Annotated in this window: 22 protein-coding genes; 8 read left to right on the top strand and 14 right to left on the bottom strand. The window is 67.3% G+C overall.

Annotated elements, in window-relative coordinates; all coding sequences use genetic code 11:
* Window positions 1-27: 27 nt before the first annotated feature.
* Window positions 28-924: a TauD/TfdA dioxygenase family protein gene (locus AC4LGL_RS05840; RefSeq protein ID WP_491838020.1), complete on the top strand. Its 897-nt coding sequence runs from the start codon at window positions 28-30 to the stop codon at window positions 922-924.
* Here AC4LGL_RS05840 and AC4LGL_RS05835 read toward each other — a convergent pair whose 3' ends face one another.
* Both AC4LGL_RS05835 and AC4LGL_RS05830 read right to left on the bottom strand, forming a co-directional pair.
* Entirely contained in the window at window positions 925-2,880 is a 1,956-nt protein-coding gene (locus AC4LGL_RS05835) for a YhgE/Pip family protein (RefSeq protein ID WP_491839280.1), read from the bottom strand.
* A 68-nt stretch (window positions 2,881-2,948) separates the two neighbouring features.
* Window positions 2,949-3,728, bottom strand: a complete 780-nt coding sequence (locus tag AC4LGL_RS05830; RefSeq protein WP_491838019.1) for a P-loop NTPase family protein — start codon at window positions 3,726-3,728, stop codon at window positions 2,949-2,951.
* A gap of 58 nt (window positions 3,729-3,786) precedes the next feature.
* Here AC4LGL_RS05830 and AC4LGL_RS05825 point away from each other — a divergent pair, with 58 nt between their 5' ends.
* On the top strand, window positions 3,787-4,398 hold the full coding sequence (locus AC4LGL_RS05825) for a TetR/AcrR family transcriptional regulator (RefSeq protein ID WP_491838018.1): 612 nt from the start codon (window positions 3,787-3,789) through the stop codon (window positions 4,396-4,398).
* Between the two features lie 5 nt (window positions 4,399-4,403).
* On the opposite strand, the gene phoU is transcribed toward AC4LGL_RS05825, so the two are convergent.
* The 4 genes from phoU to guaB form a co-directional block, all read right to left on the bottom strand.
* Entirely contained in the window at window positions 4,404-5,063 is a 660-nt protein-coding gene (gene phoU, locus AC4LGL_RS05820) for a phosphate signaling complex protein PhoU (protein WP_055111425.1), read from the bottom strand.
* Window positions 5,064-5,129: 66 nt separating this feature from the next.
* The gene (locus tag AC4LGL_RS05815; RefSeq protein WP_491838017.1) at window positions 5,130-6,866 is read right to left on the bottom strand and encodes a GMC oxidoreductase; all 1,737 of its coding nucleotides are present in this window, start codon (window positions 6,864-6,866) and stop codon (window positions 5,130-5,132) included.
* 204 nt (window positions 6,867-7,070) lie between these two features.
* Window positions 7,071-8,207, bottom strand: coding sequence for a GuaB3 family IMP dehydrogenase-related protein (locus tag AC4LGL_RS05810; RefSeq protein WP_064878374.1), 1,137 nt, complete (start codon window positions 8,205-8,207; stop codon window positions 7,071-7,073).
* Between the two features lie 29 nt (window positions 8,208-8,236).
* On the bottom strand, window positions 8,237-9,778 hold the full coding sequence (gene guaB / locus AC4LGL_RS05805) for an IMP dehydrogenase (RefSeq protein WP_055109737.1): 1,542 nt from the start codon (window positions 9,776-9,778) through the stop codon (window positions 8,237-8,239).
* Window positions 9,779-9,936: 158 nt separating this feature from the next.
* Between guaB and AC4LGL_RS05800 the strand changes: the two genes are divergently transcribed.
* Entirely contained in the window at window positions 9,937-10,341 is a 405-nt protein-coding gene (locus AC4LGL_RS05800) for a DUF5319 domain-containing protein (RefSeq protein ID WP_003882245.1), read from the top strand.
* On the opposite strand, the gene AC4LGL_RS05795 is transcribed toward AC4LGL_RS05800, so the two are convergent.
* The 3 genes from AC4LGL_RS05795 to AC4LGL_RS05785 all read right to left on the bottom strand — a co-directional run bounded on the left by AC4LGL_RS05795 (window position 10,332) and on the right by AC4LGL_RS05785 (window position 12,994).
* Window positions 10,332-11,525, bottom strand: a complete 1,194-nt coding sequence (locus AC4LGL_RS05795) for an anti-sigma-D factor RsdA (protein ID WP_491838016.1) — start codon at window positions 11,523-11,525, stop codon at window positions 10,332-10,334. The genes AC4LGL_RS05800 and AC4LGL_RS05795 overlap by 10 nt on opposite strands.
* On the bottom strand, window positions 11,518-12,096 hold the full coding sequence (locus tag AC4LGL_RS05790; RefSeq protein WP_055109741.1) for a sigma-70 family RNA polymerase sigma factor: 579 nt from the start codon (window positions 12,094-12,096) through the stop codon (window positions 11,518-11,520). The genes AC4LGL_RS05795 and AC4LGL_RS05790 overlap by 8 nt, the downstream gene beginning before the upstream one ends.
* Window positions 12,097-12,196: 100 nt before the next feature.
* On the bottom strand, window positions 12,197-12,994 hold the full coding sequence (locus AC4LGL_RS05785; protein WP_491838015.1) for a hypothetical protein: 798 nt from the start codon (window positions 12,992-12,994) through the stop codon (window positions 12,197-12,199).
* Window positions 12,995-13,431: 437 nt separating this feature from the next.
* Here AC4LGL_RS05785 and AC4LGL_RS05780 point away from each other — a divergent pair, with 437 nt between their 5' ends.
* Complete coding sequence (locus AC4LGL_RS05780; protein WP_055111427.1) at window positions 13,432-13,722, top strand: WhiB family transcriptional regulator; 291 nt, start codon at window positions 13,432-13,434, stop codon at window positions 13,720-13,722.
* A gap of 89 nt (window positions 13,723-13,811) precedes the next feature.
* Here AC4LGL_RS05780 and AC4LGL_RS05775 read toward each other — a convergent pair whose 3' ends face one another.
* Window positions 13,812-14,174, bottom strand: coding sequence for a DoxX family protein (locus AC4LGL_RS05775; protein ID WP_491838014.1), 363 nt, complete (start codon window positions 14,172-14,174; stop codon window positions 13,812-13,814).
* A 77-nt stretch (window positions 14,175-14,251) separates the two neighbouring features.
* Between AC4LGL_RS05775 and AC4LGL_RS05770 the strand changes: the two genes are divergently transcribed.
* Window positions 14,252-15,118, top strand: coding sequence for a sigma-70 family RNA polymerase sigma factor (locus AC4LGL_RS05770; RefSeq protein WP_491838013.1), 867 nt, complete (start codon window positions 14,252-14,254; stop codon window positions 15,116-15,118).
* 7 nt (window positions 15,119-15,125) lie between these two features.
* Here AC4LGL_RS05770 and AC4LGL_RS05765 read toward each other — a convergent pair whose 3' ends face one another.
* Window positions 15,126-16,577 carry an amidase gene (locus AC4LGL_RS05765; RefSeq protein WP_491838012.1) on the bottom strand — a complete coding sequence of 484 codons (1,452 nt, stop codon included), beginning with the start codon at window positions 16,575-16,577 and terminating at the stop codon, window positions 15,126-15,128.
* Window positions 16,578-16,749: 172 nt separating this feature from the next.
* Here AC4LGL_RS05765 and AC4LGL_RS05760 point away from each other — a divergent pair, with 172 nt between their 5' ends.
* The gene (locus tag AC4LGL_RS05760) at window positions 16,750-17,214 is read left to right on the top strand and encodes an OsmC family protein (RefSeq protein WP_491838011.1); all 465 of its coding nucleotides are present in this window, start codon (window positions 16,750-16,752) and stop codon (window positions 17,212-17,214) included.
* A 98-nt stretch (window positions 17,215-17,312) separates the two neighbouring features.
* Window positions 17,313-17,720 carry a nitroreductase family deazaflavin-dependent oxidoreductase gene (locus AC4LGL_RS05755; protein ID WP_491838010.1) on the top strand — a complete coding sequence of 136 codons (408 nt, stop codon included), beginning with the start codon at window positions 17,313-17,315 and terminating at the stop codon, window positions 17,718-17,720.
* 19 nt (window positions 17,721-17,739) lie between these two features.
* Here AC4LGL_RS05755 and AC4LGL_RS05750 read toward each other — a convergent pair whose 3' ends face one another.
* Entirely contained in the window at window positions 17,740-18,288 is a 549-nt protein-coding gene (locus AC4LGL_RS05750) for a TetR/AcrR family transcriptional regulator (RefSeq protein ID WP_491838009.1), read from the bottom strand.
* Window positions 18,289-18,425: 137 nt separating this feature from the next.
* Between AC4LGL_RS05750 and AC4LGL_RS05745 the strand changes: the two genes are divergently transcribed.
* Window positions 18,426-18,827 (top strand): hypothetical protein, encoded by a 402-nt coding sequence (locus AC4LGL_RS05745; RefSeq protein WP_491838008.1) that lies wholly within the window; start codon window positions 18,426-18,428, stop codon window positions 18,825-18,827.
* 13 nt (window positions 18,828-18,840) lie between these two features.
* Here the strand turns inward: AC4LGL_RS05745 and AC4LGL_RS05740 are convergent, their stop codons facing one another.
* Entirely contained in the window at window positions 18,841-19,635 is a 795-nt protein-coding gene (locus AC4LGL_RS05740; RefSeq protein ID WP_491838007.1) for an enoyl-CoA hydratase, read from the bottom strand.
* Window positions 19,632-20,666, bottom strand: coding sequence for a zinc-binding dehydrogenase (locus tag AC4LGL_RS05735; protein ID WP_491838006.1), 1,035 nt, complete (start codon window positions 20,664-20,666; stop codon window positions 19,632-19,634). Before AC4LGL_RS05735 ends, AC4LGL_RS05740 begins: the two co-directional genes overlap by 4 nt.
* Between the last annotated feature and the right edge of the window lie 11 nt (window positions 20,667-20,677).

Here is a 20,677-nt window from a genome sequence, read left to right as displayed (position 1 = left end):
GTTCCCACCAGCGAAAAGGACAAGCCGATGACTGCTTCCACCACTGCGCTTACGGTCACAAAGCTCGGCAGCCGCATCGGCGCCCGGATTGACGGCGTGAAACTCAGCGGGGATCTCGACGAGGGCACGGTCGCCGAGATCCGGCGCGCGCTGCTCGAGCACAAGGTCGTCTTCTTCGGTGGCCAGCACGACCTCACCGACGAGGAGCACCATGCGTTCGCGCGACTGATGGGCAAGCCCGTCGGTCACCATGCCCTCAAACAGGAGGACGCCCCGCTCATCACCCCGCTCGATTCCGAGTACGCCAAGGCCACCCGCTGGCATACCGACGTCACGTTCGTGCCGGACTACCCGGCCATCTCGATCCTGCGGGCGGTGACACTGCCCGCATACGGCGGATCCACCCTGTGGGCCTCGACCGCGGCCGCCTACGATCACCTGCCCGCACCGCTGAAAGCCCTCACCGAAAACCTCTGGGCCGTCCACAGCAACCGCTTCGACTACGCGGCCGCAGCGGTTGCCGCACTGAGCGAAGAACAGCAGTTGATGCGGGCCGCGTTCGAGAAGCCCGACTTCCGCACCGAGCACCCGGTGGTGCGGGTACATCCCGAGACCGGTGAGCGCACCCTGGTGGCCGGCGATTTCACCCGCGGCTTCCTCGGCCTGGACAGCCATGAATCCGCCACCCTGCTGGAGTTGCTCCAGCGTCGGATCACCATGCCGGAAAACACGATTCGCTGGAACTGGGCACCCGGTGACGTCGCGATGTGGGACAACCGGGCCACCCAGCACCGTGCGGTCGACGATTACGACGACCAGCGCCGGGTGATGCACCGCGTGACGCTTTCCGGTGATGTCCCCGTCGATATCCACGGGCAGCCCAGCCGTCCCCTCGCGGATGCCGCACTGCTGCAGGCGGTCTGACTACATCTTGATCGCCGGCATCAGCCTGGTCATGTTCCACAGGCGGTTTCGTCGGGCCGAGAGTGCCGAAATGGTCAGGGCCCCCACCCAGATCAGCAGCAGGGTGATGATCGCCTGCCAGAGTCGGTGGTCGATCCCGCCCAGGATGAGCTGACGTAATCCGTTGACGCCGTAGGTCATCGGATCGTAATGGTGGAAGAACTGGAACGGCCGCGATGTTGTCTCGACCGGGTACATCCCGCCGGCGCTGACCAACTGAAGCATCAGCAGCGCCATCAGCAGCACGCGTCCCACCGCGGGGCCTACGAGGGCGTTGACCGCTTGCGTCGCGGCGACGAAGGCGCATGACACCAGGATCATGAAGCCCAGCATCGCGACGGGATGCACCACCTGCATGCCGAGCGCGAACCGCACCACGCAGTACAGGATGATCGCCTGGAACACCCCGATCACCGCGGCAGGAAGGTAGCTGGCGAGCACCACCCGGATCGCCAGCACCTCCGCGGCTATCGGCCGATTCTGCAACGGCCGCAACACCATCCACAGCACAAGTGCGCCGAAGAACAGGGCGAGGGTGATGAAGAACGGTGCCATCCCGGTGCCGAAGTTGGGCGCGGAGTTCTCTGCCGAGTTCTGCAGGTGAACCGGGCCGCCGATGGTGTCGGCGATCGCCTCCTTCTGGGCGGGAGTCCAATCCGGTACCTGGCCGGCACCGTCGGCCAGCTTGGTGGCCAACTCGGCCGATCCGCTCCGCAGCTGGGTGGTGCCGGATTTCAGCTGCCCGGCACCGGTGTCGAGTTTGGCGATACCACTGGCCAGTTCGGCATTGCCCGACGCAAGCTGCTGGGCGCCCCCGCGCAGTTGGTTCAGCTTGGCGCTGAGATCGGAGTTCTTGCTGCCCACCTGATCGAGCGCGGAGTTCAGCGGGCTGCCGGGGTTACGCAACGACGAGGTCATCGAGATCGCCGCGTTTTCGGCATCGGTGAGTTGTTGACGGATCTGCGGGGTAAATTGGTGGGCCCGAAGGTCATCCGCCACCCCGCGCAGGGCTCCGGCGGCATTGTTGGCGATCGGGTCGGGGCTGGTCGACAGCTGGTCGATCACCGAGGTCAGGGCCGTCGCGGCAGAATCCTGCGCTCCGGTGATGGCCCCGATCTGGTCATTGGCCTGCCGCAGTGCAGCGGTACCGTCTTCCAGTTTCTGGGTGTCGCCACCGATCTTCGACAGCGCCGAGGTGACCGCGACCAGCGGATCGGTCGCCTTGTTGATCCCATCGGAGAGCTGTTTGGCGCCGGTGGCCAGCTGCGCCGAACCGGACCGCGCATCGTGCAGGCCGGCCGCCAGCTGACCGGCACCGTCGTCGACTTTCACTGCGCCGTCGGCGAGTTGGGCCGCGCCATCGGCGGCCTGCTTGATGCCGGCGCCGGAGCTGACCACCACCGAGAGCACCTGGTTGACCGCCTGGCCGGAGATCCGCGTCGACACCGCATTGAGCACCTGGTCGATGGCGGTGCGGCCGATGTTCGACGAGATGTAGTTGTTGGCGTCGTTGTACACCGCGTTCAGGTTGGCCTGCTTGGGCGCTCCGGTCAGCGGTGACGCTATCGCCTCACTGAAATCCGGTGGCAGCTCGAGCATGAAGTAGTACGTGCCGTGGTCGACGCCTTTGCGGGCCTCTTCCTCGTCCACCACATGCCAGTTCAGGCTGGCATCGTCGGTCAGGCTTTTGGCGATCTCAGCCCCGACATTGACGTGCTGTCCCGACACCACGGCACCCCGGTCCGAATTGACCAGGGCCACCGGCATTTTGTCGACCTGGCCGAAGGGGTCCCAGTAGGCCCAGAGATACAGGGCACCGTAGACGAGCGGCAGCAGCATCAGCACCACGATCGCGGCCCGGGTCATCCGGCTGCGGCCGAAGCGTTTGATTTCGGAGCCGAAGGCAAGCCCGGCGATCGGGGATGAGCCGCTTGCGCGAAGACTATTCAGCCAAGATGAGCCGCTTGCGCGAAGACTATTCAGCATCACGAGTTCTTTCCGGTAAGGATGCGGTGATCGTGCAGGTCGTGGTCGGGAGCCTCATGACCGAGCGGATTGGTCACTCCGACAACGACACTGCGCTGGGTGGCGATGGCACCCAGCCGCTCGACCGCGATTGCGCGCCGGCAGTTGTCCCGTACCTGTTCGAGGTCACCGACCACGAGGATCGGGCGATTCGAGAACAGCGCCAGGGTGACTTTCAGCAGGAACAGGTCGAGGTCGGACAGTTCGCTGATATAGGTCTCCGGTGCGGGCGGCGTCAGGTCGCCGAAGACTTCGCGTAGTGCGGACTCGCCGGCTTCGGCCGGCACCCGGCGGTACCACGGGGCCAGCCAGCGGCGCTGCTCGGCGAGCACCGTCTGGACGGTGACCGAGTCTTCGAGTTCGTCGATGTCGGCGAACGCCGCGATCGCGCAATGTCGGCGGATGTCGCGGGGCCGAGACTCGCCGCAGACGGTCACGGTGCCGTGGGTAGGTGCCAGGCGGCCGGCCAGCGTCAGCAGCAGCGCGGTCTGGCCCCATCCCCCGGGCATCTGGATGGCGTGGAATCCCGGGGTGAGTTCGAGGTCGATCCCGGAGAACAACGGGCCGTGCTCGCCGTCGACCCCGAGTCCGGCCGCGGTGATCTGCGGCGCGCCTTCAGCACCTTCCGCGCCTTCAGCACCGTCCGCGTCGTTCTGGGCGTCGTCCCCATCGGACGCCTCCTGGGACGCGTCGGACGTCTCGGTCTCGGGGGTGTCCCCGGCGTCGTCCCTGTCTTCCATCTCCGACCTTTCGATACTCGCTGGTATCCATTCGATACTAGCGAGTATTGTGTTGGTCATGACCGCTGTCAAACCGGCACGTACCCGCCCGACCCGCGACGAGGTTCGCGACCGGATTCTGGATGCCGCGCTGACGGTTTTCGCCGCGGAAGGCTTCGCAGGCGCCACCATCGACGCCATCGGTCAGGCCGCGGGATTCACCAAGGGCGCGGTGTATTCCAACTTCGAATCCAAGGACGAGCTGTTCCTGGCCCTGTTGGACCGGCAGTTCGAGAGCCGCGGCGCACTCATCGCGACCGCTCTCGACAGCGGGCAGGGCGACACCGCCGCGATCGCCGCAGCGCTGAGTCGCGCAACGCTGGACTCAATCCACGACCAGAACGAGTACCAGATCGTGCTGATCGAGTACTGGCTGCGCGCAGTGCGCGATCCCCAGCTGCGCGAACGCCTGGTGGCCCGCCGCCGCACGGCCGCCGATCAAGCCCTACGCATCGTCGAACAGGCCGGAACGTCACTGCCCGGCAGGCAGCTGTCGGCGCTCGCCCAATTGGTGGTCACCATCATCTCGGGGATCGCGACCGAGGAGGTGCTGCAACCGGGCACCATCGACATCGACACCCTGACCCGCTTGTTCACGGCCCTGCTGGAATCCAGCCCGGACGGCCGGTAGCCGGCTCAGGCCAGCTTCTTGTGCACGGGCCGACCGCCCGTGGCCTCGAAGATCACCCGCTTGCCGATCTCGACGGCGTGGTCGGCATACCGCTCGTAGTAGCGGCCCAGCAGTGCGACGTCGACAGCCGAGCACACCCCGTCCTCCCACTGACGGTCCAGCAGCAGGGTGAACAGGTGGCGATGCTCGGCGTCGACGCCGTCGTCCTCGTCGCGCAGACGTGCCGCGGCGTCCGGATCCCGCGACACCAGGATTTCCTGCGCGGTCTGCGCCAACCGGACGGCCTGCGATCCCATGTCGGTGAAACTCGCGCGCACCTCGTCAGGCAGGGCGCACTCGGGATGGCGCAACCGGGAGATGTCGGCGACATGCACGGCGAGCGCGCCCATCCGGTCGATATCGGCAGCGATGTGCATCGACCCGACCACCGTGCGCAACTCGCCGGCGACGGGCTGCTGGAGGACCAGCAGCCGGAATGCCGACTCCTCGATGCGGCGGTTGTAGTCAGCGATGTGTTCGTGATCGGCGATGACCTGCTCGGCCAGGGACAGATCGGAGTCGAGCAGGGCCTCGTTGGCCCGCTGCATCGCACTCACCGCCAGTGCACACATCTCGGCAAGTTGGTCGGACAACGCCGCCAACTCGTCGTGAAACGCCTTTCGCATCCTCACGCCTTTCCTCGCCGGACGGTGCCGCCCGGCGAGGGTTAGGTACCCGGAATGCGGCGGGGGCTAACCGCCCGTATTGACGGGTTCGATCGGCAGCCGCCGCAACCCACCGGGAGCCTCGGCCGGCACCACGGGACGCTCGGGAGCGATCGGCGCCAGCCTCCGGTAGGACTCACCTTGAGCCGGACGCTCGTCGTTCTGCCCCTTGTTCGGCCACAGCGACGCCGCGCGTTCGGCCTGCGCGGTGATCGAAAGCGACGGGTTCACACCGAGGTTCGCCGATATCGCCGCGCCGTCCATGACGTAGAGCGTCGGGTAGTTGTACACCCGCTGATACGGGTCGATGACACCGTGCTCGGCGCTGTCGCCGATCGCCGCCCCGCCGAGGAAGTGCGCGGTGAGCGGGATGTTGAACAACTCACCCCAAGTGCCACCCGCGACGCCGTCGACCTTTTCCGCCATCCGCCTGGTGAACTCGTTGCCCACCGGGATCCACGTCGGATTCGGTTCACCGTGACCCTGTTTGGACGTCATCACGCGCTTACCCCCGGGCCCACGCTTGGTGAAGGTGGTGATCGAGTTGTCCAGGTGCTGCATCACCAGCGCGATCACCGTGCGCTCGCTCCACCGCTGCGGGTTGAGGAGCCGGACCAGCTTGCCCGGATCCTCGCGCGCCTGATCGAGGAACTGCCGCCAACGGGGAACGTCGGTGCCCTTCGGGCCGGTGCCGTCGGTCATCAGCGTCTGCAGCAGGCCCATCGCGTTGGAGCCCTTGCCGTAGCGCACCGGTTCCACGTGGGTGTCGGAGGTGGGATGCACCGAGGAGGTGATCGCCACGCCGTGGGTGAGGTCCATGCCGGGTGTCACCGTGAGGGTCTGCGCTCCCACGATGGACTCGGAGTTGGTCCGGGTCAGCACGCCGAGTTTGCTGGAGAGCTTGGCCAGCTTGCCGGTGTCCCGCATCTTGAACAGCAGCTTCTGGGTGTTGTAGGTCCCGGCCGCCAGGATCAGGTGCGTCGCAGTGAAGGTCTTGCGGTGACGCCGCAGCTTGCTGCCGGTGCGCACGGTCGTGACCTCCCAGACGCCGTCGGCGCGCTGCTCGAAGCTCGTCACGGTGGTCAACGGATGTACTTGTGCGCCGGCCGATTCCGCCAGGCCGAGGTAGTTCTTGACGAGCGTGTTCTTGGCGCCGTGCCGGCAGCCGGTCATGCACTCGCCACACTCGATACACCCGGTGCGGGCCGGGCCGACTCCACCGAAGAACGGATCCGGCACGGTCTTGCCCGGCGTCATCTCACCGTCGAGACCGAAGAACACGCCGACCGGTGTGGCGACGAACGTGTCCCCGCAACCCATGTCGTCGGCGACCTCTTTGACGATGCGGTCCGCGTCGGTGAAGGTCGGGTTCTTCACGACTCCGAGCATCCGCTGGGCCTGGTCGTAGTGCGGCATCAACTCAGCCCGCCAGTCGGTGATGTCCTTCCACTGCGGGTCGTTGAAGAACGGGTCCGGCGGCACGTACAGGGTGTTGGCGTAGTTCAGGGATCCACCGCCGACCCCGGCGCCGGCCAGGATCATCACGTTGCGCAGCAGATGGATGCGCTGGATGCCGTACATGCCCAGCTGCGGCGCCCAGAGGAACTTGCGCAGGTCCCACGAGGTCTTGGCGAAGTCGGCATCGGTGAACCGCTGGCCGGCTTCGAGTACTCCGACCCGATAGCCCTTCTCGGTGAGGCGCAGCGCGCTGACGCTGCCGCCGAATCCCGAACCGATCACCAAGACGTCATAGTCAGGCTGCATGTGACCAGTATGACGCTACCCGCAGGTAACTTCTAGACAGGAGGCCCTAACTTGTAAAGAAGAATTTCTCCATGCCGCGGCGACCTCTACCGATTTCTACCTCAGGGTCGCGATCTCGGCTGAGCACAACCCTGGCGTAGGAAACCGCGCGCGGCGGGCCCGGCAAACGGCGCAGCTGGTCCGGCGGGGGGGATCCCGCCGAGGTCAGGAACCGACCGTCAGGCCGACCTTCTGGAACTCCTTGAGATCGCAGTATCCGGCCTTGGCCATCGACCGGCGCAGGCCGCCGACCAGGTTCAACGAACCGAACGGATCGTCGGACGGTCCGGTGAGCACCTGCTCCAGGCTGGGCCGCTCCCCGACCGCCACCTGCAGCAGCGCGCCACGCGGCAACGACGGGTGGGCCGCCGCCGAGGGCCAGAACCAACCGCTGCCCTGCGCTTCGTCGGCCACCGCGAGCGGGGTACCGAGCACGACGGCGTCGGCGCCGCAAGCGATCGCCTTGGCCAGGTCGCCGGAGGTGTGGATGTCGCCGTCGGCCAGCACGTGCACGTAGCGGCCGCCGGTCTCATCGAGGTATTCACGGCGGGCGGCCGCCGCGTCGGCGATCGCAGTGGCCATCGGCACGCTGATGCCGAGCACCTCGTCGCTGGTGGTGACGCCGGCGGTGGAGCCGTAGCCGACGATCACGCCGGCCGCGCCGGTGCGCATCAAGTGCAGCGCGGTGCGGTGGTCGAGCACGCCACCGGCCACCACCGGTACGTCGAGCTCGGAGATGAAGGTCTTCAGGTTGAGCGGCTCGCCGTCGGACGCGACCCGCTCGGCGGAGATGATGGTGCCCTGGATGACCAGCAGGTCGATCCCGGCGGCCACCAGCGTCGGGGTCAGGGCCTGAGCGTTCTGCGGGCTGACGCGCACCGCCGTGGTCACGCCGGCCTCGCGGATACGGGCCACCGCTGCGCCGAGCAGGTCGGGGTCCAGCGGCGCGGCATGCAACTGCTGCAGCATGCGGATCGCGGCAGAGTCGTCGTCGGCGTTCGCGGCGACGTCGAGGACCTTGGCGATCTTCTCCTCGACATCGGCGTGCCGGCCGATCAGCCCCTCGCCGTTGAGCACGCCGAGACCGCCGAGCCGGCCCATCTCGATCGCGAACTCCACCGACACCAGGGAGTCGGTGGGGTGCGCGATGACCGGGACCTCGAAGCGGTAGGCATCGAGCTGCCAGGCCGTCGAGACATCCTGGGACGAGCGGGTGCGCCGCGAGGGCACGATCGTGACGTCGTCGAGCTCATAGGTACGGCGGGCGGTCCTGCCCATGCCGATTTCAACCATGTCGCGCATGACTGTTCTTAGTCTCCTGCCCCACCGATTCAGCGGGTGTAGTAGTTGGGGGCCTCGACAGTCATGGTGATGTCGTGCGGGTGGCTTTCCTTCAACCCGGCCGCCGTGATCTGGACGAACTGCGCCTGCTGCAACTGCTCGATGGTCGCCGAGCCGGTGTAGCCCATGGCTGCCCGCAGCCCGCCGGTGAGCTGATGGATCACCGAGCCCAGCGGACCCCGGAACGGCACCCGGCCCTCGATGCCCTCGGGCACCAGCTTGTCCTCGGAGAGCACGTCGTCCTGGAAGTAGCGGTCCTTGGAGTAGGACTTGCCACCGCCGCGCCCCTGCATGGCACCCAGCGAACCCATGCCGCGGTAACTCTTGAACTGCTTGCCGTTGACGAAGATCAGGTCGCCGGGCGACTCGGCGGTGCCGGCCAGCAGCGAGCCGAGCATGGCCGTCGATGCGCCGGCCGCCAGCGCCTTGGCGATGTCGCCCGAGTACTGCAGGCCGCCGTCGGCGATCACCGGCACGCCGTAGGGCTTGCAGGCGGCGACGGCTTCGAGGATCGCGGTGATCTGGGGAGCGCCGACACCGGCAACCACGCGGGTGGTGCAGATCGAGCCGGGGCCCACACCGACCTTGACCGCGTCGGCGCCGGCCTGCACCAGCGCAGCGGCCGCGGCCCGGGTCGCGACGTTGCCACCGACGACCTCGACGCGGTCGCCCACGGTCTGTTTCACCCGCGCCACCATGTCGAGCACGCCGCGGTTGTGGGCGTGGGCGGTGTCGACGATCAGCACATCGACTCCGGCGTCGACCAGGGTCATGGCCCGCGCCCAGGCGTCGTCGCCGACACCCACCGCAGCGCCGACCAGGAGCCGGCCGTCGCTGTCCTTGGTGGCCAACGGGAACTGCTCGGTCTTGACGAAGTCCTTGACGGTGATCAGGCCGGTCAGCTTGCCGTGACCGTCGACGATCGGCAGCTTCTCGATCTTGTGGCGGCGCAGCAGGCCCAGCGCAGCCTCGGCGGACACGCCTTCCTGGGCGGTGATCAGCGGCGTCTTGGTCATCACCTCGGCGACGGGCTTGTTCTCGTCGACCTCGAAGCGCATGTCGCGGTTGGTGATGATCCCGACGAGTTGCCCGGCCTCATCGACGACCGGGAGTCCGGAGATCCGGAACCGGGCGCACATCGCGTCGACCTCGGCCAGGGTGTTGGTCGGCGAGCAGGTGACCGGGTCGGTGACCATACCGGCCTCCGACCTCTTCACCGTCTCCACCTGGGCGGCCTGTTCGGCGGCCGGAAGGTTGCGGTGCAGCACGCCCATCCCGCCGGCGCGGGCCATCGCGATGGCCATCCGGGATTCGGTGACGGTGTCCATCGCGGAGCTGACCATCGGCACCCGCAGACGGATGTTCCGGGTCAGCTGGCTCGAGGTGTCAGCGGTGGCCGGGACCACATCCGAGGCGGCCGGCAGCAGCAGGACGTCGTCAAAGGTGAGACCGAGCATCGCGATCTTGGTGGGATCGTCGCCGCCGGTCGACACCGGTACGGCAATGGGAACGCTGCTTTCAGCGATCGACATGGGTGGGGCCTCCAGTGGCAGGCGTGGGGCTTATGACCCGATTCTATCGGCTCGGTTATTGACAGTGATGTTGCCGTTCCTTGCACCTCAGGGTGCACATCACCCCGCACATCAGGACGGCTGGCGCGATACCTGTACGGCTGCGTAGTGTGGGACTCGTGCGTGACCACCTCCCCCCTGGTTTGCCGCCCGATCCGTTTGCCGATGATCCTTGCGATCCTTCTGCTGCGCTGGACGCGATCGAGCCGGGCCAGCCTCTGGACCCCCAGGAACGGACGGCTGTCGAGGCTGATCTAGCCGATCTCGCGGTGTACGAGGCGCTGTTGGCGCACAAGGGAATTCGCGGTCTCGTCGTCTGCTGTGACGAATGCCAGCAGGACCACTACCACGACTGGGACATGCTGCGGGCCAACCTGCTGCAGCTTCTCGTCGACGGCACGGTGCGCCCGCACGAGCCGGCCTACGACCCCGAGCCCGATGCCTACGTGACGTGGGACTACTGCCGCGGCTATGCCGACGCGTCCCTCAACGAGGCCACCTCGGACACCGACGGCTACCGCTGACCTCCGCCTAGCCCCGGTACCAGGGGCATTTCGATCCCCGGCACTGCCGGGGCCTCTCCGTTGTGATGTCCGGCCGACGGGCTTTCGTGACCTCCGCCACTGCCGGTCTCTGCTGGTGCGGCCGGTGTCGTGCGCGCCGGCGGCGCTGACGGCACAGATGTCGGCTCCACAGCCGAGACGACGGTCGTGGTGGTCACCGGCGGCGCTTCGGCCGCAGGCGCGGCCGAGGTGGTCGGAGCAGACGACGTGTGGGTCGACGACGGCTGTGAGGCCGGTGACGACGAAGGTGTCGCCGGGGCCGACGCACTCGTCGTCGGCTCGGCACTGCTCGACGGCGTCGGGGCCGTGGTTGACGACGGCGGCGTCGACGGCTGGGTGGTCGTCGGTTGCGACGTCGGGTTCTCCGAAGGGGACGTGGGGGACGTGGACGTCTCCGAACCCGGGCTGGGCTCGGTCGGCGAGGTCGACGGCCCGGTCGTCGGTGTCAAAGGCGTTGTCGGCGTCGTCTCCCCCGGCGTCGACGGGGACTGCGGCGTCGTCGTCACCGTCACCTCGGGTAGCACCACCGGCGGCGCATCGGGCGGCACGGTCGCGTTCGGGTCGCGGTTCTCCACCTTGACCGACAGCTGCTGCCACTGGTCGACGAGTTCCTGCTTGCGCTGCTCGTCGCCGACGGTGGCGACCGTGGTCGTGATGGTCTGCAGCTTCTGCTGGGCCTGCTCCCACTGCCCATCGTCGATCATCTGCTGAACCTGCTTGAGCTCGCTCGACGCCAGTTCGACGCCCACGTCGCGGGTCACCGGCGCGGACCCGAAGACCAGTCCGCGCACGCCGTACAGGGCATCGCCCGGGCCGGAGCCGTACACGGCCGCACCGAACCCGCCGAGGCACAGCACCGCGGCGGCCATGGAACCCACCAGCGCCATCGGGATGCGCACCCGGCCCTGCCCGGTCGCCTTGTCGAGTGCTTTGACGGCCTCACGCGGTGTCGCGATGCCCGTCATCGGCGTTTGTCGTGCGTCGTCGCGCCAACCGGCCAGCAGGACGGCCAGTTCGGCTTCCTCCCGGTCGGTCGCATAGACCTGCCGCTCGAGGGACAGCGCCTCGATGAATTTCTCGGACCGGTTGATCTCGTTGAGGGACGGATCACCACCATTTGAGGTCCAGCGGCCGAAGTCAGGCATGGTCGCGCCCCGTCGCCATGATCTCGTTCTTCAGCCGGGCCAGCGCACGGTGCTGCGCGACACGCACGGCGCCTGCGGTGCTTCCGACGGCCTCCGCGGTCTCCTCGGCGCTCATGCCGACCACGATGCGCAGGATCAGGATCTCGCGCTGCTTCTCGGGCAGCACGGACAGCAGCCTGGCCATCCGTTCGGAAGACTCGGTGTCGAGAGCGGTCTGCTCGGGCCCCGCGTCAAGGGAAAACCGCTCGGGCACCACTTCCGTGGGCTCGGCACGGTTCCTGGCTGCCGCGCGATGCGCGTCAGCAACCTTGTGCGCAGCGATGCCGTAGACAAAGGCCAGGAACGGGCGTCCCTGATCCTTGTAGCGCGGCAGCGCCGTAATGGCGGCCAAGCACACCTCCTGCGCAACGTCATCAGCTGATAGACCACTGCGCTCGGTCGCCCCCACCCTCGCCCGGACATACCGAACGACGATCGGCCGAATGATCTCCAGCACTTCTGAGAGCGCGTTCCGATCACCTGCCACTGCGTCAGCAACGACAATGTCGAGACGGTCTCCCGAACTTGTCATCGTGGGCGATCTCTCCAGCGTTACGTTGCACCGACACTCGGGGCGGATTGGCTCAGCTAAACAATAACGATCGATGAGGCAGGGCCTGCCGGTGCCGGATCTAGGCGCCGGCCCACACCCCGCCTCTGCGACGCACTGTATCGGCGCCGAGGTCCCGGATCCGGTTGATTTGGGCAGCGTCGTGTGAGTCGCTGCCGATGTCAGCCAGTACGCAGGCCAACGCCCAGCGCAGTGGGATCAGTCCGGATTTCTCGGTGGCAGGCAGTGCCGCGTCGGCGACCTCCCGCGCGGCATCGAGTTCGCCGGCACTGCACAGCGCCGCGGCCAGCACGACGTCGGATTTGACGGCGTGGCGCGTCGAACGGTGGCCGGCGGCGGCCGCGACTCCGCATCGGGCGTGTTCGACGGCCTCGGCGCCATGGCCCTGGACCATGGCCAGTTCGGCGCTCACCCAGGACAGCCGGATCCGCTGTCGCGAGTCGCCGGGGGTGTCGATGGCCCGCGCCCGGTCGAGCAGTCGGGCCGACACTCCGAACCGACCCATCCCCAGGGCGTCGGCGGCGAGCCCGACGAGCGCGTCAGAGGCGGCTTCGTCATCGTCACCGCGGTGAGCCCACGCCTGACCGTCGGCGCCGCGAGCGCGCGCGTGCCCGCCCAGCTGGCGAAGAAACGAGGCACGGGTGCTGTGGGCCAGCGACACCAACGGACCGGAGTCCTGGCACCGCAGGATCTCGGCGAGCTCGGTGAGCGCACAGGCGTAGCGTCCCTGCCCGCCGGCAGCGACCGCCCGCAGCCAGCGCTCGTGCGGGGTGGTCGCGCCGGGCAGCGGCCAGCGGCCGGGGTCGGCCCCGAAAGCGGCGTCGGCCAGGGCAGCGGCGGCCCCTGCGATTGCAGTCATCGGTCAGCGACGCTATCAATACCGTCGGTACCGCCGGGTTCGTGGGCAAGCCGGTACCGACAGATACGCCGAAATTCACGTTGCCGGCGACTATTAGTTAACAATTGATGGCTCGAATGTTAATGGCAAGTCAACTAACTATCGACCGGTCGGAATAACGTATGACGGCACCGCCGGTCCGAGCAGGGAAAATCCGAAGAGCTCTAGCAGATCCTTAACACTCATGTCTCGGTCACCGCGTCACAATGATGAACGTGATGTAAATTCTCGACCTGCGGTTATGTCCTTTAGCACATCGGCAAGGTATTGACTCGCTTTATCGGACCCCCCTAGTTTGTGTGCACGAGCGGTCATCGGCGACATGTGCTCAGTTCGGTTCCACCGACTCAAACCCGCCCACTTTTGGCGAAATGGGCGAGCAGAGAGGGGTTTTCCAAATGCCGCAGCCGCAGCAACTTCCCGGACCCAATGCGGATATCTGGGATTGGCAAATGCAGGGACTTTGCCGTGGAGTCGATTCGTCAGTGTTCTTCCATCCCGACGGCGAGCGCGGGCGCGCCCGGGCGCAGCGCGAGGTCCGCGCCAAGGAGATGTGCCGCAGCTGCCCGGTGATCACCCAGTGCCGCACCCACGCGCTCGCTGTCGGCGAGCCCTACGGCATCTGGGGCGGCTTGAGCGAGTCCGAGCGCGAGCTCTTGCTCAAGCGGGGCATCCGCCGCAGCGCCTGAATCCCACAGCAAACTTCACAAGCCGAACTGCAGAGGCTCCATTCCGCGAGGGATGGGGCCTTTGCAGTTCGTGGCAGGCACAGCCCGGATCAGCCCGCCAGGAAGGCGCCCAGCGCCAGGACCGCGAGCACGAGGAAAGCGGCGGGAAAGGCGATGTTGTAGAACACTCCCGCACGGATGTGGGTGAAGATGGCGCCGACAAAGAACGCGACCAGCCCGATCGCGGCGGCGATCCCCAGCGGCGGGAAGGCCAACAGGCCCACGAGCAGTCCGACCGCGCCGGCGCCCTTGAGCAGCCCGAGCGTCGGTACCCAACTCCGCGGGACACCGACCTCGGCGGAGTTCGCGAGGACGAAGCGAACCCCGGCGAGGTCCGCCACAGCCATCGCCGCATTGGCCACGATGGCGATCGCGACGATCACGGCCGCGATCATGCCGAGTTGTAGGGTCATGATGGTCGTCTCCCATGTTCGGTTGCTGCGGTGGTGGTTCACCTTGATGACGTTTCCGACGCACGGAAGGTGACGCTGTGACCGACCTGGAGACCCTGGCCGCCCGGTTCGAGGACGATCGGCACCACCTACGCGCGGTCGCCCACCGACTGCTCGGCTCGGTGCACGACGCCGACGATGCGGTCCAGGCCGCGTGGCTGAAGGTCAGCCGGCGCGGCATCGCCGAGGTGGCCAATCCGACCGGCTGGTTCACCACGGTGACGGCCCACGAATGCCTCGACCGGCTCCGGGAGCGGAAACGCCGCGCGGAAGTGCTCGGCGCCGACGAGCACGTTCCTGCTGCCGTGGCCCCGGCCGCCGACGAACAGGTGGCCATGGCCGAATCGGTGGGCCGCGCCCTGCTGGTGGTGCTCGACCGGCTCTCCCCCGCCCAGCGCGTGGCGTTCGTTCTGCACGACGCCTTCGCCGTGCCCTTCGACGACATCGCCGCGCTGCTCGACCGCACGCCGGCGGCCACCAAGAAACTGGCCAGCCGGGCCCGGGAGCGGGTGCGCGGTGCCAGCAGCGCGGCTCGCCCCACCGCCGAACACCTGGCCGTCGCGCGGGCTTTCCTGGCCGCCTCGCAGGAGGGCGACCTCGATGCCCTGCTGGAGATCCTCGACCCCGGCGTGGTGCGCCGCGTGGACCGCGTGCTCGTCGGCGGGCACATTCCCGTCGAGCTGCGGGGCGCCCGCGAGTTCGTCGAGGAGTCCAAGATGTTCGCCGCGACAGCACGCGGTGGCGAGGTCGCCGTTCTCGACGGTGCCGCGGGCATCGTCGTCGCGCCCGCCGGTCAGCTCAAGTCCCTACTGCGCCTTGATATTCGGGACGGGCGGATCCATGTCATCGACATCATCGGCGATCCGGATCGCTTGGCGTCGATCGACGTGACCCTGGCGGACTGAGCGCCTCCTACTCGGATGCCCGGAAGCCGCCGATCCGCTGTTCGAGCAGTTCGGCCAGCCTCAGCGGGGTGCGGTCCTCGAACATGGGACCGATGAGCTGCACTCCCACCGGCAGTCCCTCGGGAGACCGCCCCGCCGGTATGGCGGTAGCGGGCAGGCCGGGCATGGTGGCCAGACCCGCCCAGACGAGCTGGTCGAAGTACGCGTACTCGACACCGTCGACATCGATCCGCCGTTCCAACAGATCTGGGTTGTGGTCATGCGGGAACGCGGGAGTCGGCGTGATCGGACACACCACGACATCGAACGCACCGAACAACTGTCGCCAGCTCTGACGGTGGAGCTCACGACGGTTGTTCACCTCGATCCAATCGCGGTGGCTCAACACCATCCCGCGCAGCCGCGCAGCGTCGAGGCTCTGGTCGTCTGCGCTCAGACCGGCCGCACGGATCCGCAACTGCTCGTAGGCCTCGACGGGGAATCGCGCCGTGGAGCCCGAGAACAGCAACTGCGTGTACAGCACCGCGGCATCGGCCAGATCGGGAAGCAGCGGACTGTGTCGTTCGACGCGGGCACCACCGGCAAGTAGAGCATCGGCCACCCGGTTGATGCCGGCGCGCACCGCGGCCCCGGTCGCGAGGAACGGGTGCTCGTCGAGGACCAGGACCCGGAAGTCACCGAGGTTCTCGCGGCGCGGGGGCGGCAGCGTCACCCGGTGTGCCACACCGAGAGTCAGCGGGTCCGGTCCGGCCATCACGTCGAGCAGGAGTGCGAGATCGCGGGCAGTGCGCGCCATCGGACCGACGACGGCGAGATCGGCCTCGGTCGGCAAGGCCGGTCCGGGCGGCGGGGTCATACCGCGCGTCGCGGCCAGGCCGACGGTCGGCTTGTGCGCGTAGACGCCGCAGAAGTGTGCGGGGGTCCGCAACGATCCGGCGAGGTCGGAGCCGATGGACAGGGCGCCGAACCCGGAGGCCAGGGCCGCCGCCGAGCCACCGGAGGAGCCGCCCGAGGTGCGATCGGGATCCCACGGATTGTTGGTGGTGCCGTAGATCTCGTTGAAGCTCTGGATGTCTTGAAGTCCCAAGGGGACGTTGGTCTTACCGAGCACGACCGCGCCGGCGGCCTTGAGCCGCGACACCTGTACCGCATCCTCGGCCGGCAGGAAGTCCCGGAACTGCGGCATGCCCCAGGTCGTGGGCAGCCCGGCCATGTTGTAGGACTCCTTGACCGTCACCGGAATGCCCAGCAGCAGCCGATCTTCACCCCGGGCACGTGCCCGGTCAGCGTCCCGCGCAGCCTCCCGTGCCCGGTCGAAGTCGGGCACACAGATCGCGTTGATCACCGGGTCATCCCGCTCGATCCCGGCGATCGCCGCCTCGGTCAGTTCCACCGAGGAAACCTCACCGGCGCGCAACGCGACCGCCAACTCACCGGCCGACTGAAAATTCCACTCCATGAATCCGACGCTAAACGTGCGCCGCGGGAGCCATAAAACTCCGCGTCCCGCAATCACTTGATGAATACGCGAACCTCTCCGCGCGCCTGTCCGCAACCGCGGGTTGCGGGGCGACAACTCATGCGACGATCCGGTCTGGAAAGCCATCGATCGACTTGTTGAGGAGAGTGGGATGACATCTGACGAACCCGGGCGCGACACCGCGTCGCCGGTCGGTGTGGTGACCGTGGCCGAGACGGGCGCCGGTACCTACACCCAGCAGATCACCGCCGGACGCCACCAACTCATCGCCGACGAGCCCCTTCCGGTGGGCGACGATTCCGGCCCGAATCCCTATGACCTGGTACTGGCCGGCCTGGGTGCGTGTACGTCCATGACGGTGCGGATGTATGCCAACCGCAAAGGCTGGCCGCTTCAGCAGGTACGAGTGGCGTTGCGGCACTCCCGTATTCATGCCAAGGACTGTGCCGACTGTGAGACCACCAAGGGCATGATCGACCACATCGATCGCGAGATCGAGTTGGTCGGCGACCTCGACGACGCCCAACGGGAACGGTTGATGGGCATCGCCGAGCGCTGCCCGGTACATCAGACCCTCACCTCGTCGGTCCACATCACCACGACCGCGATTTCATGATCTGCACGAGACTCCGCGACCGTGCACCCAGATCGCGCATTCACGCGATTTTGTGATCTGAGTGCACCGTCGCGCCGCGCAGGCGTAGGAAGGAGGCCATGGCAGACAACTGGAATGACAACATCATCGCCGAGTTTCGCGCCAATGGCGGCAAGGTCGGCGGGCCGTTCGAGGGTGCGCCCCTGCTCCTGCTGCACACCACCGGAGCCAAGTCCGGTAAGGAGCGGGTCAACCCGGTGATGGCGTTCGACCTCGACGGGAAGCTCGCGATCGTCGGTTCCTACGCGGGCGCTGACGTCGACCCCGCGTGGTTGCACAATCTGCGCGCGCATCCCGATGCCCACATCGAGATCGGCACCGACGCCTACGACGTACATGCACGTGAAATGCCGCGGGCGGAGCGCGACGCCGCCTATCCACGCATCGTCGAGAAGGCACCGGGATTCGGGGAATATCAGACCAAGACCGACCGGGTCATCCCGGTCATCGAACTGCAGCGGCGGTAGCCGAAATCAGCGCCGCGGCCTAGTCGGGCGCCCGCACGGTCGGCCAGAAGAGCTGGAACAAGCGTTCGTCCCAGCCGTCCTTGACACCGCCGGTGCGGGCGCTTTCGGCTATGTAGGCACCGACCACTGCATCAATCAGTGTCACGGTGTCGACGTCCGCGCGCATCGAACCATCGGCTTTCGCAGCATCAACCACAACCGCCAGCGCGGCACGTTGGTCGACGAGGATTCGCCTGAAAACGGCAGTGAATTCGGGGTCATCCTCAGTGAGCATCGCCGCCAGCCCACCGAGGCCGATACCGTCCTCGACCATGCCGACCGCCTGGGAGATGAGCCACCGCAGCCGCTCGGGCGCCGTCGCATCGGGATCCACGGGACTCGGGGACGCGAGGCGCGACAGCGCGCTCGCCAGCATGTCGCGTCGATTCGGATGTCGCCGGTAGATCGTCGTTTTCGCGATTCCTGAGTGCGCGGCAACCGCCTCCACGGTCACGGCGCGCGGTCCGCCGCTTCGCAGCAGGTGCAGCGTCGATTCCGCGATACCGTCCTCGACCCGTCCCTGCGCCACCGCCCAGCCTCCTTCGCTCGCCAATTCGCCTGCCGGGAATATCTCAACCCAACTATGCGCTACGCTATACGTAGCGACCGATACGCTCCGCGTAGCGTTTCGTTCGTCGGCACATTCAATTCCTATGAGGTGATCCCATGCTGAAAGCTCTCCGTCGCATTCCGGTTTCCAACGTCGCGTACTTGCTGTTGCTCATCGCGTTCGTCTCACTCGGGCTGCTCGTCACGGCCATGGCTCTCGGTAGCAACCTGGCGCTCGTCGCCGGTATCGCGTTGATCGTGTCTTTCGGCGGCGCCGTCGCCGGCTTCCGAGCGAGCGCCCACAGGTTGAACGAGGCCCGACGCCCCGGGGCTCCGGCTCACAACGTGAGTATGTTCTCGACCCCCATCGCCCAGGACCAGGTGAACCGTTATCGCGAGATGTACCGCGCCACAGATCAAGACCGCACCACGGATCGGGCGGTGGCGGTACTTGGTGGCGGGGAGTCAAGGGATCTGGCGATATCCCAGGCGCGCGCCGACCACCGCCACGCTGCCTGACGCCCTGCCCGCCCTACCCCTGCGCGGCATGAGGTACCGACGCCCAAGCGGGAAGGCGCTTGTCTATGAAGGCCTGCACACCCTCGAGTGCGCTCGGATCCATCATGTTGCAGGCCATCGTCGTGCCCGCGTCGGTGTAGGCGGACTCTATGTCGACCTCGATCTGCCGGTAGAACAACGCTTTTCCCATCGCGACGGCGACCCAGGGCTTCGCGACGATGCTCGCGACCAGCGCTTCGATCTCGTCGTCCAGGGCGTCCGTTGCTGCCACCCGGTTGACCAGACCCAACGACCGGGCCTGCTCGGCAGTAACGAACTCACCGGTTACCAGCATCTCGAAGGCGGCCTTGCGAGGCACGTTGCGCGACAACGCCACTCCCGGAGTCGCACAGAACAGCCCGACATTGACGCCGCTGACCGCCAGCCGCGCATCGTCGCTCGCCACCGCGAGGTCGCACATCGCGACAAGCTGACAGCCCGCTGCGGTGGCAAGCCCGTGGACGCGGGCGATCACCGGCACCGGCAGGCGCTGGATCGACAGCATCACGGTGGTGCACTGTGCGAACAATCGCTCGTAGTACGCCAGCGACGGCTCGGACCGCATTTCCTTGAGGTCATGCCCAGCACAGAAGGCCTTGCCAGAAGCTGCCAGGATCACGGCCCGCACGGTCTGGTCTTCGGCCAGCGCGCCGAACGCGTCACCGAGCGCGGTCAGCATCGCCTCGGACAACGCGTTGAAGGCCTGCGGGCGGTTCAGGGTGAGCGTGACGACGCCGCGCTCGTCGCGGTCCTGGAGCAGCAGTGTCATGGCTCGATCAACACCTTGAGGGCCTCGCGGTCGGCCATGGCGCGATACCCGTCAGGGGTGTCGTCGAGGCCGATGGTCCGGTCGAACACCCGGCCGGGTTCGATGATGCCCTCGAGAACGTCGGGCATGAGTTCCTCGATGTAGGCGCGAGCGGGCGCGACACCGCCGGTGAGGGTCACATTGCGGAAGAACGTGCCGAAACCCATTGGCACTTCGGTGTATTGAGAAACGCCCAACCGGCTGACGCGCCCCCCGGCGCGGACCGCGTCGAGGGCGGTGGCCAGCGATGGTTCGGTCCCGACGCATTCGATCACCGCGCGCGTACCGTCGCCGCCGGTGAGTTCGCGGATCTTCTCGACGGCTTCGTCGCCGCGCTCGGCGACGACATCGGTGGCGCCGAACTCGCGCCCGAGGTCGGTGCGGACCGTGTGCCGGCCGTTCAGGATGATCTGTTCGGCACCCAGCCGCTTGGCGGCCAGCACTGCGCACAACCCCACCGCACCGTCACCGATGACGGTCACCGACGATCCCGGCCCCACCCCGGCCGTCACCACGCCGTGGTGACCGGTGCAGAAAACGTCGGACAACGTCAGCAGGGAGGGCATGAGCGCCGCGTCCTCCGCCACCGGAAGCTTCACCAGCGTGCCCTGCGCCTGCGGAACGCGCACGGCCTCGCCCTGGCCGGCATCGACGCCGGGCGCGCCCCAACCACCGCCGTGACGGCACGACGTCTGCAATCCCTCCTGGCAGAAGTCACACGTGTTGTCCGCCCACACGAAGGGGGCGACCACCAGATCGCCGCGCCGCAAACCGGACACGTCAGCGCCGACGTCATCGACGATGCCGATGAATTCGTGGCCCATCCGCCTGCCACCGTCCTTGTGCGGCATCGACTGGTAGGGCCACAGGTCGCTACCGCAGATGCAGGCCCGGGTGACCCGCACGATCGCGTCGGTGGGTTCCTTCACAACGGGGTCGGGTACGTCCTCGACACGCACGTCGCCGGCCCCATACATCACGGTTGCTCGCATGCTCGGTTCCT

Source organism: Mycolicibacterium arcueilense (assembly GCF_058536225.1).
The sequence above is the reverse complement of the archived record's forward strand: the minus strand, read 5'-3'. Positions and strand labels throughout refer to the sequence as shown.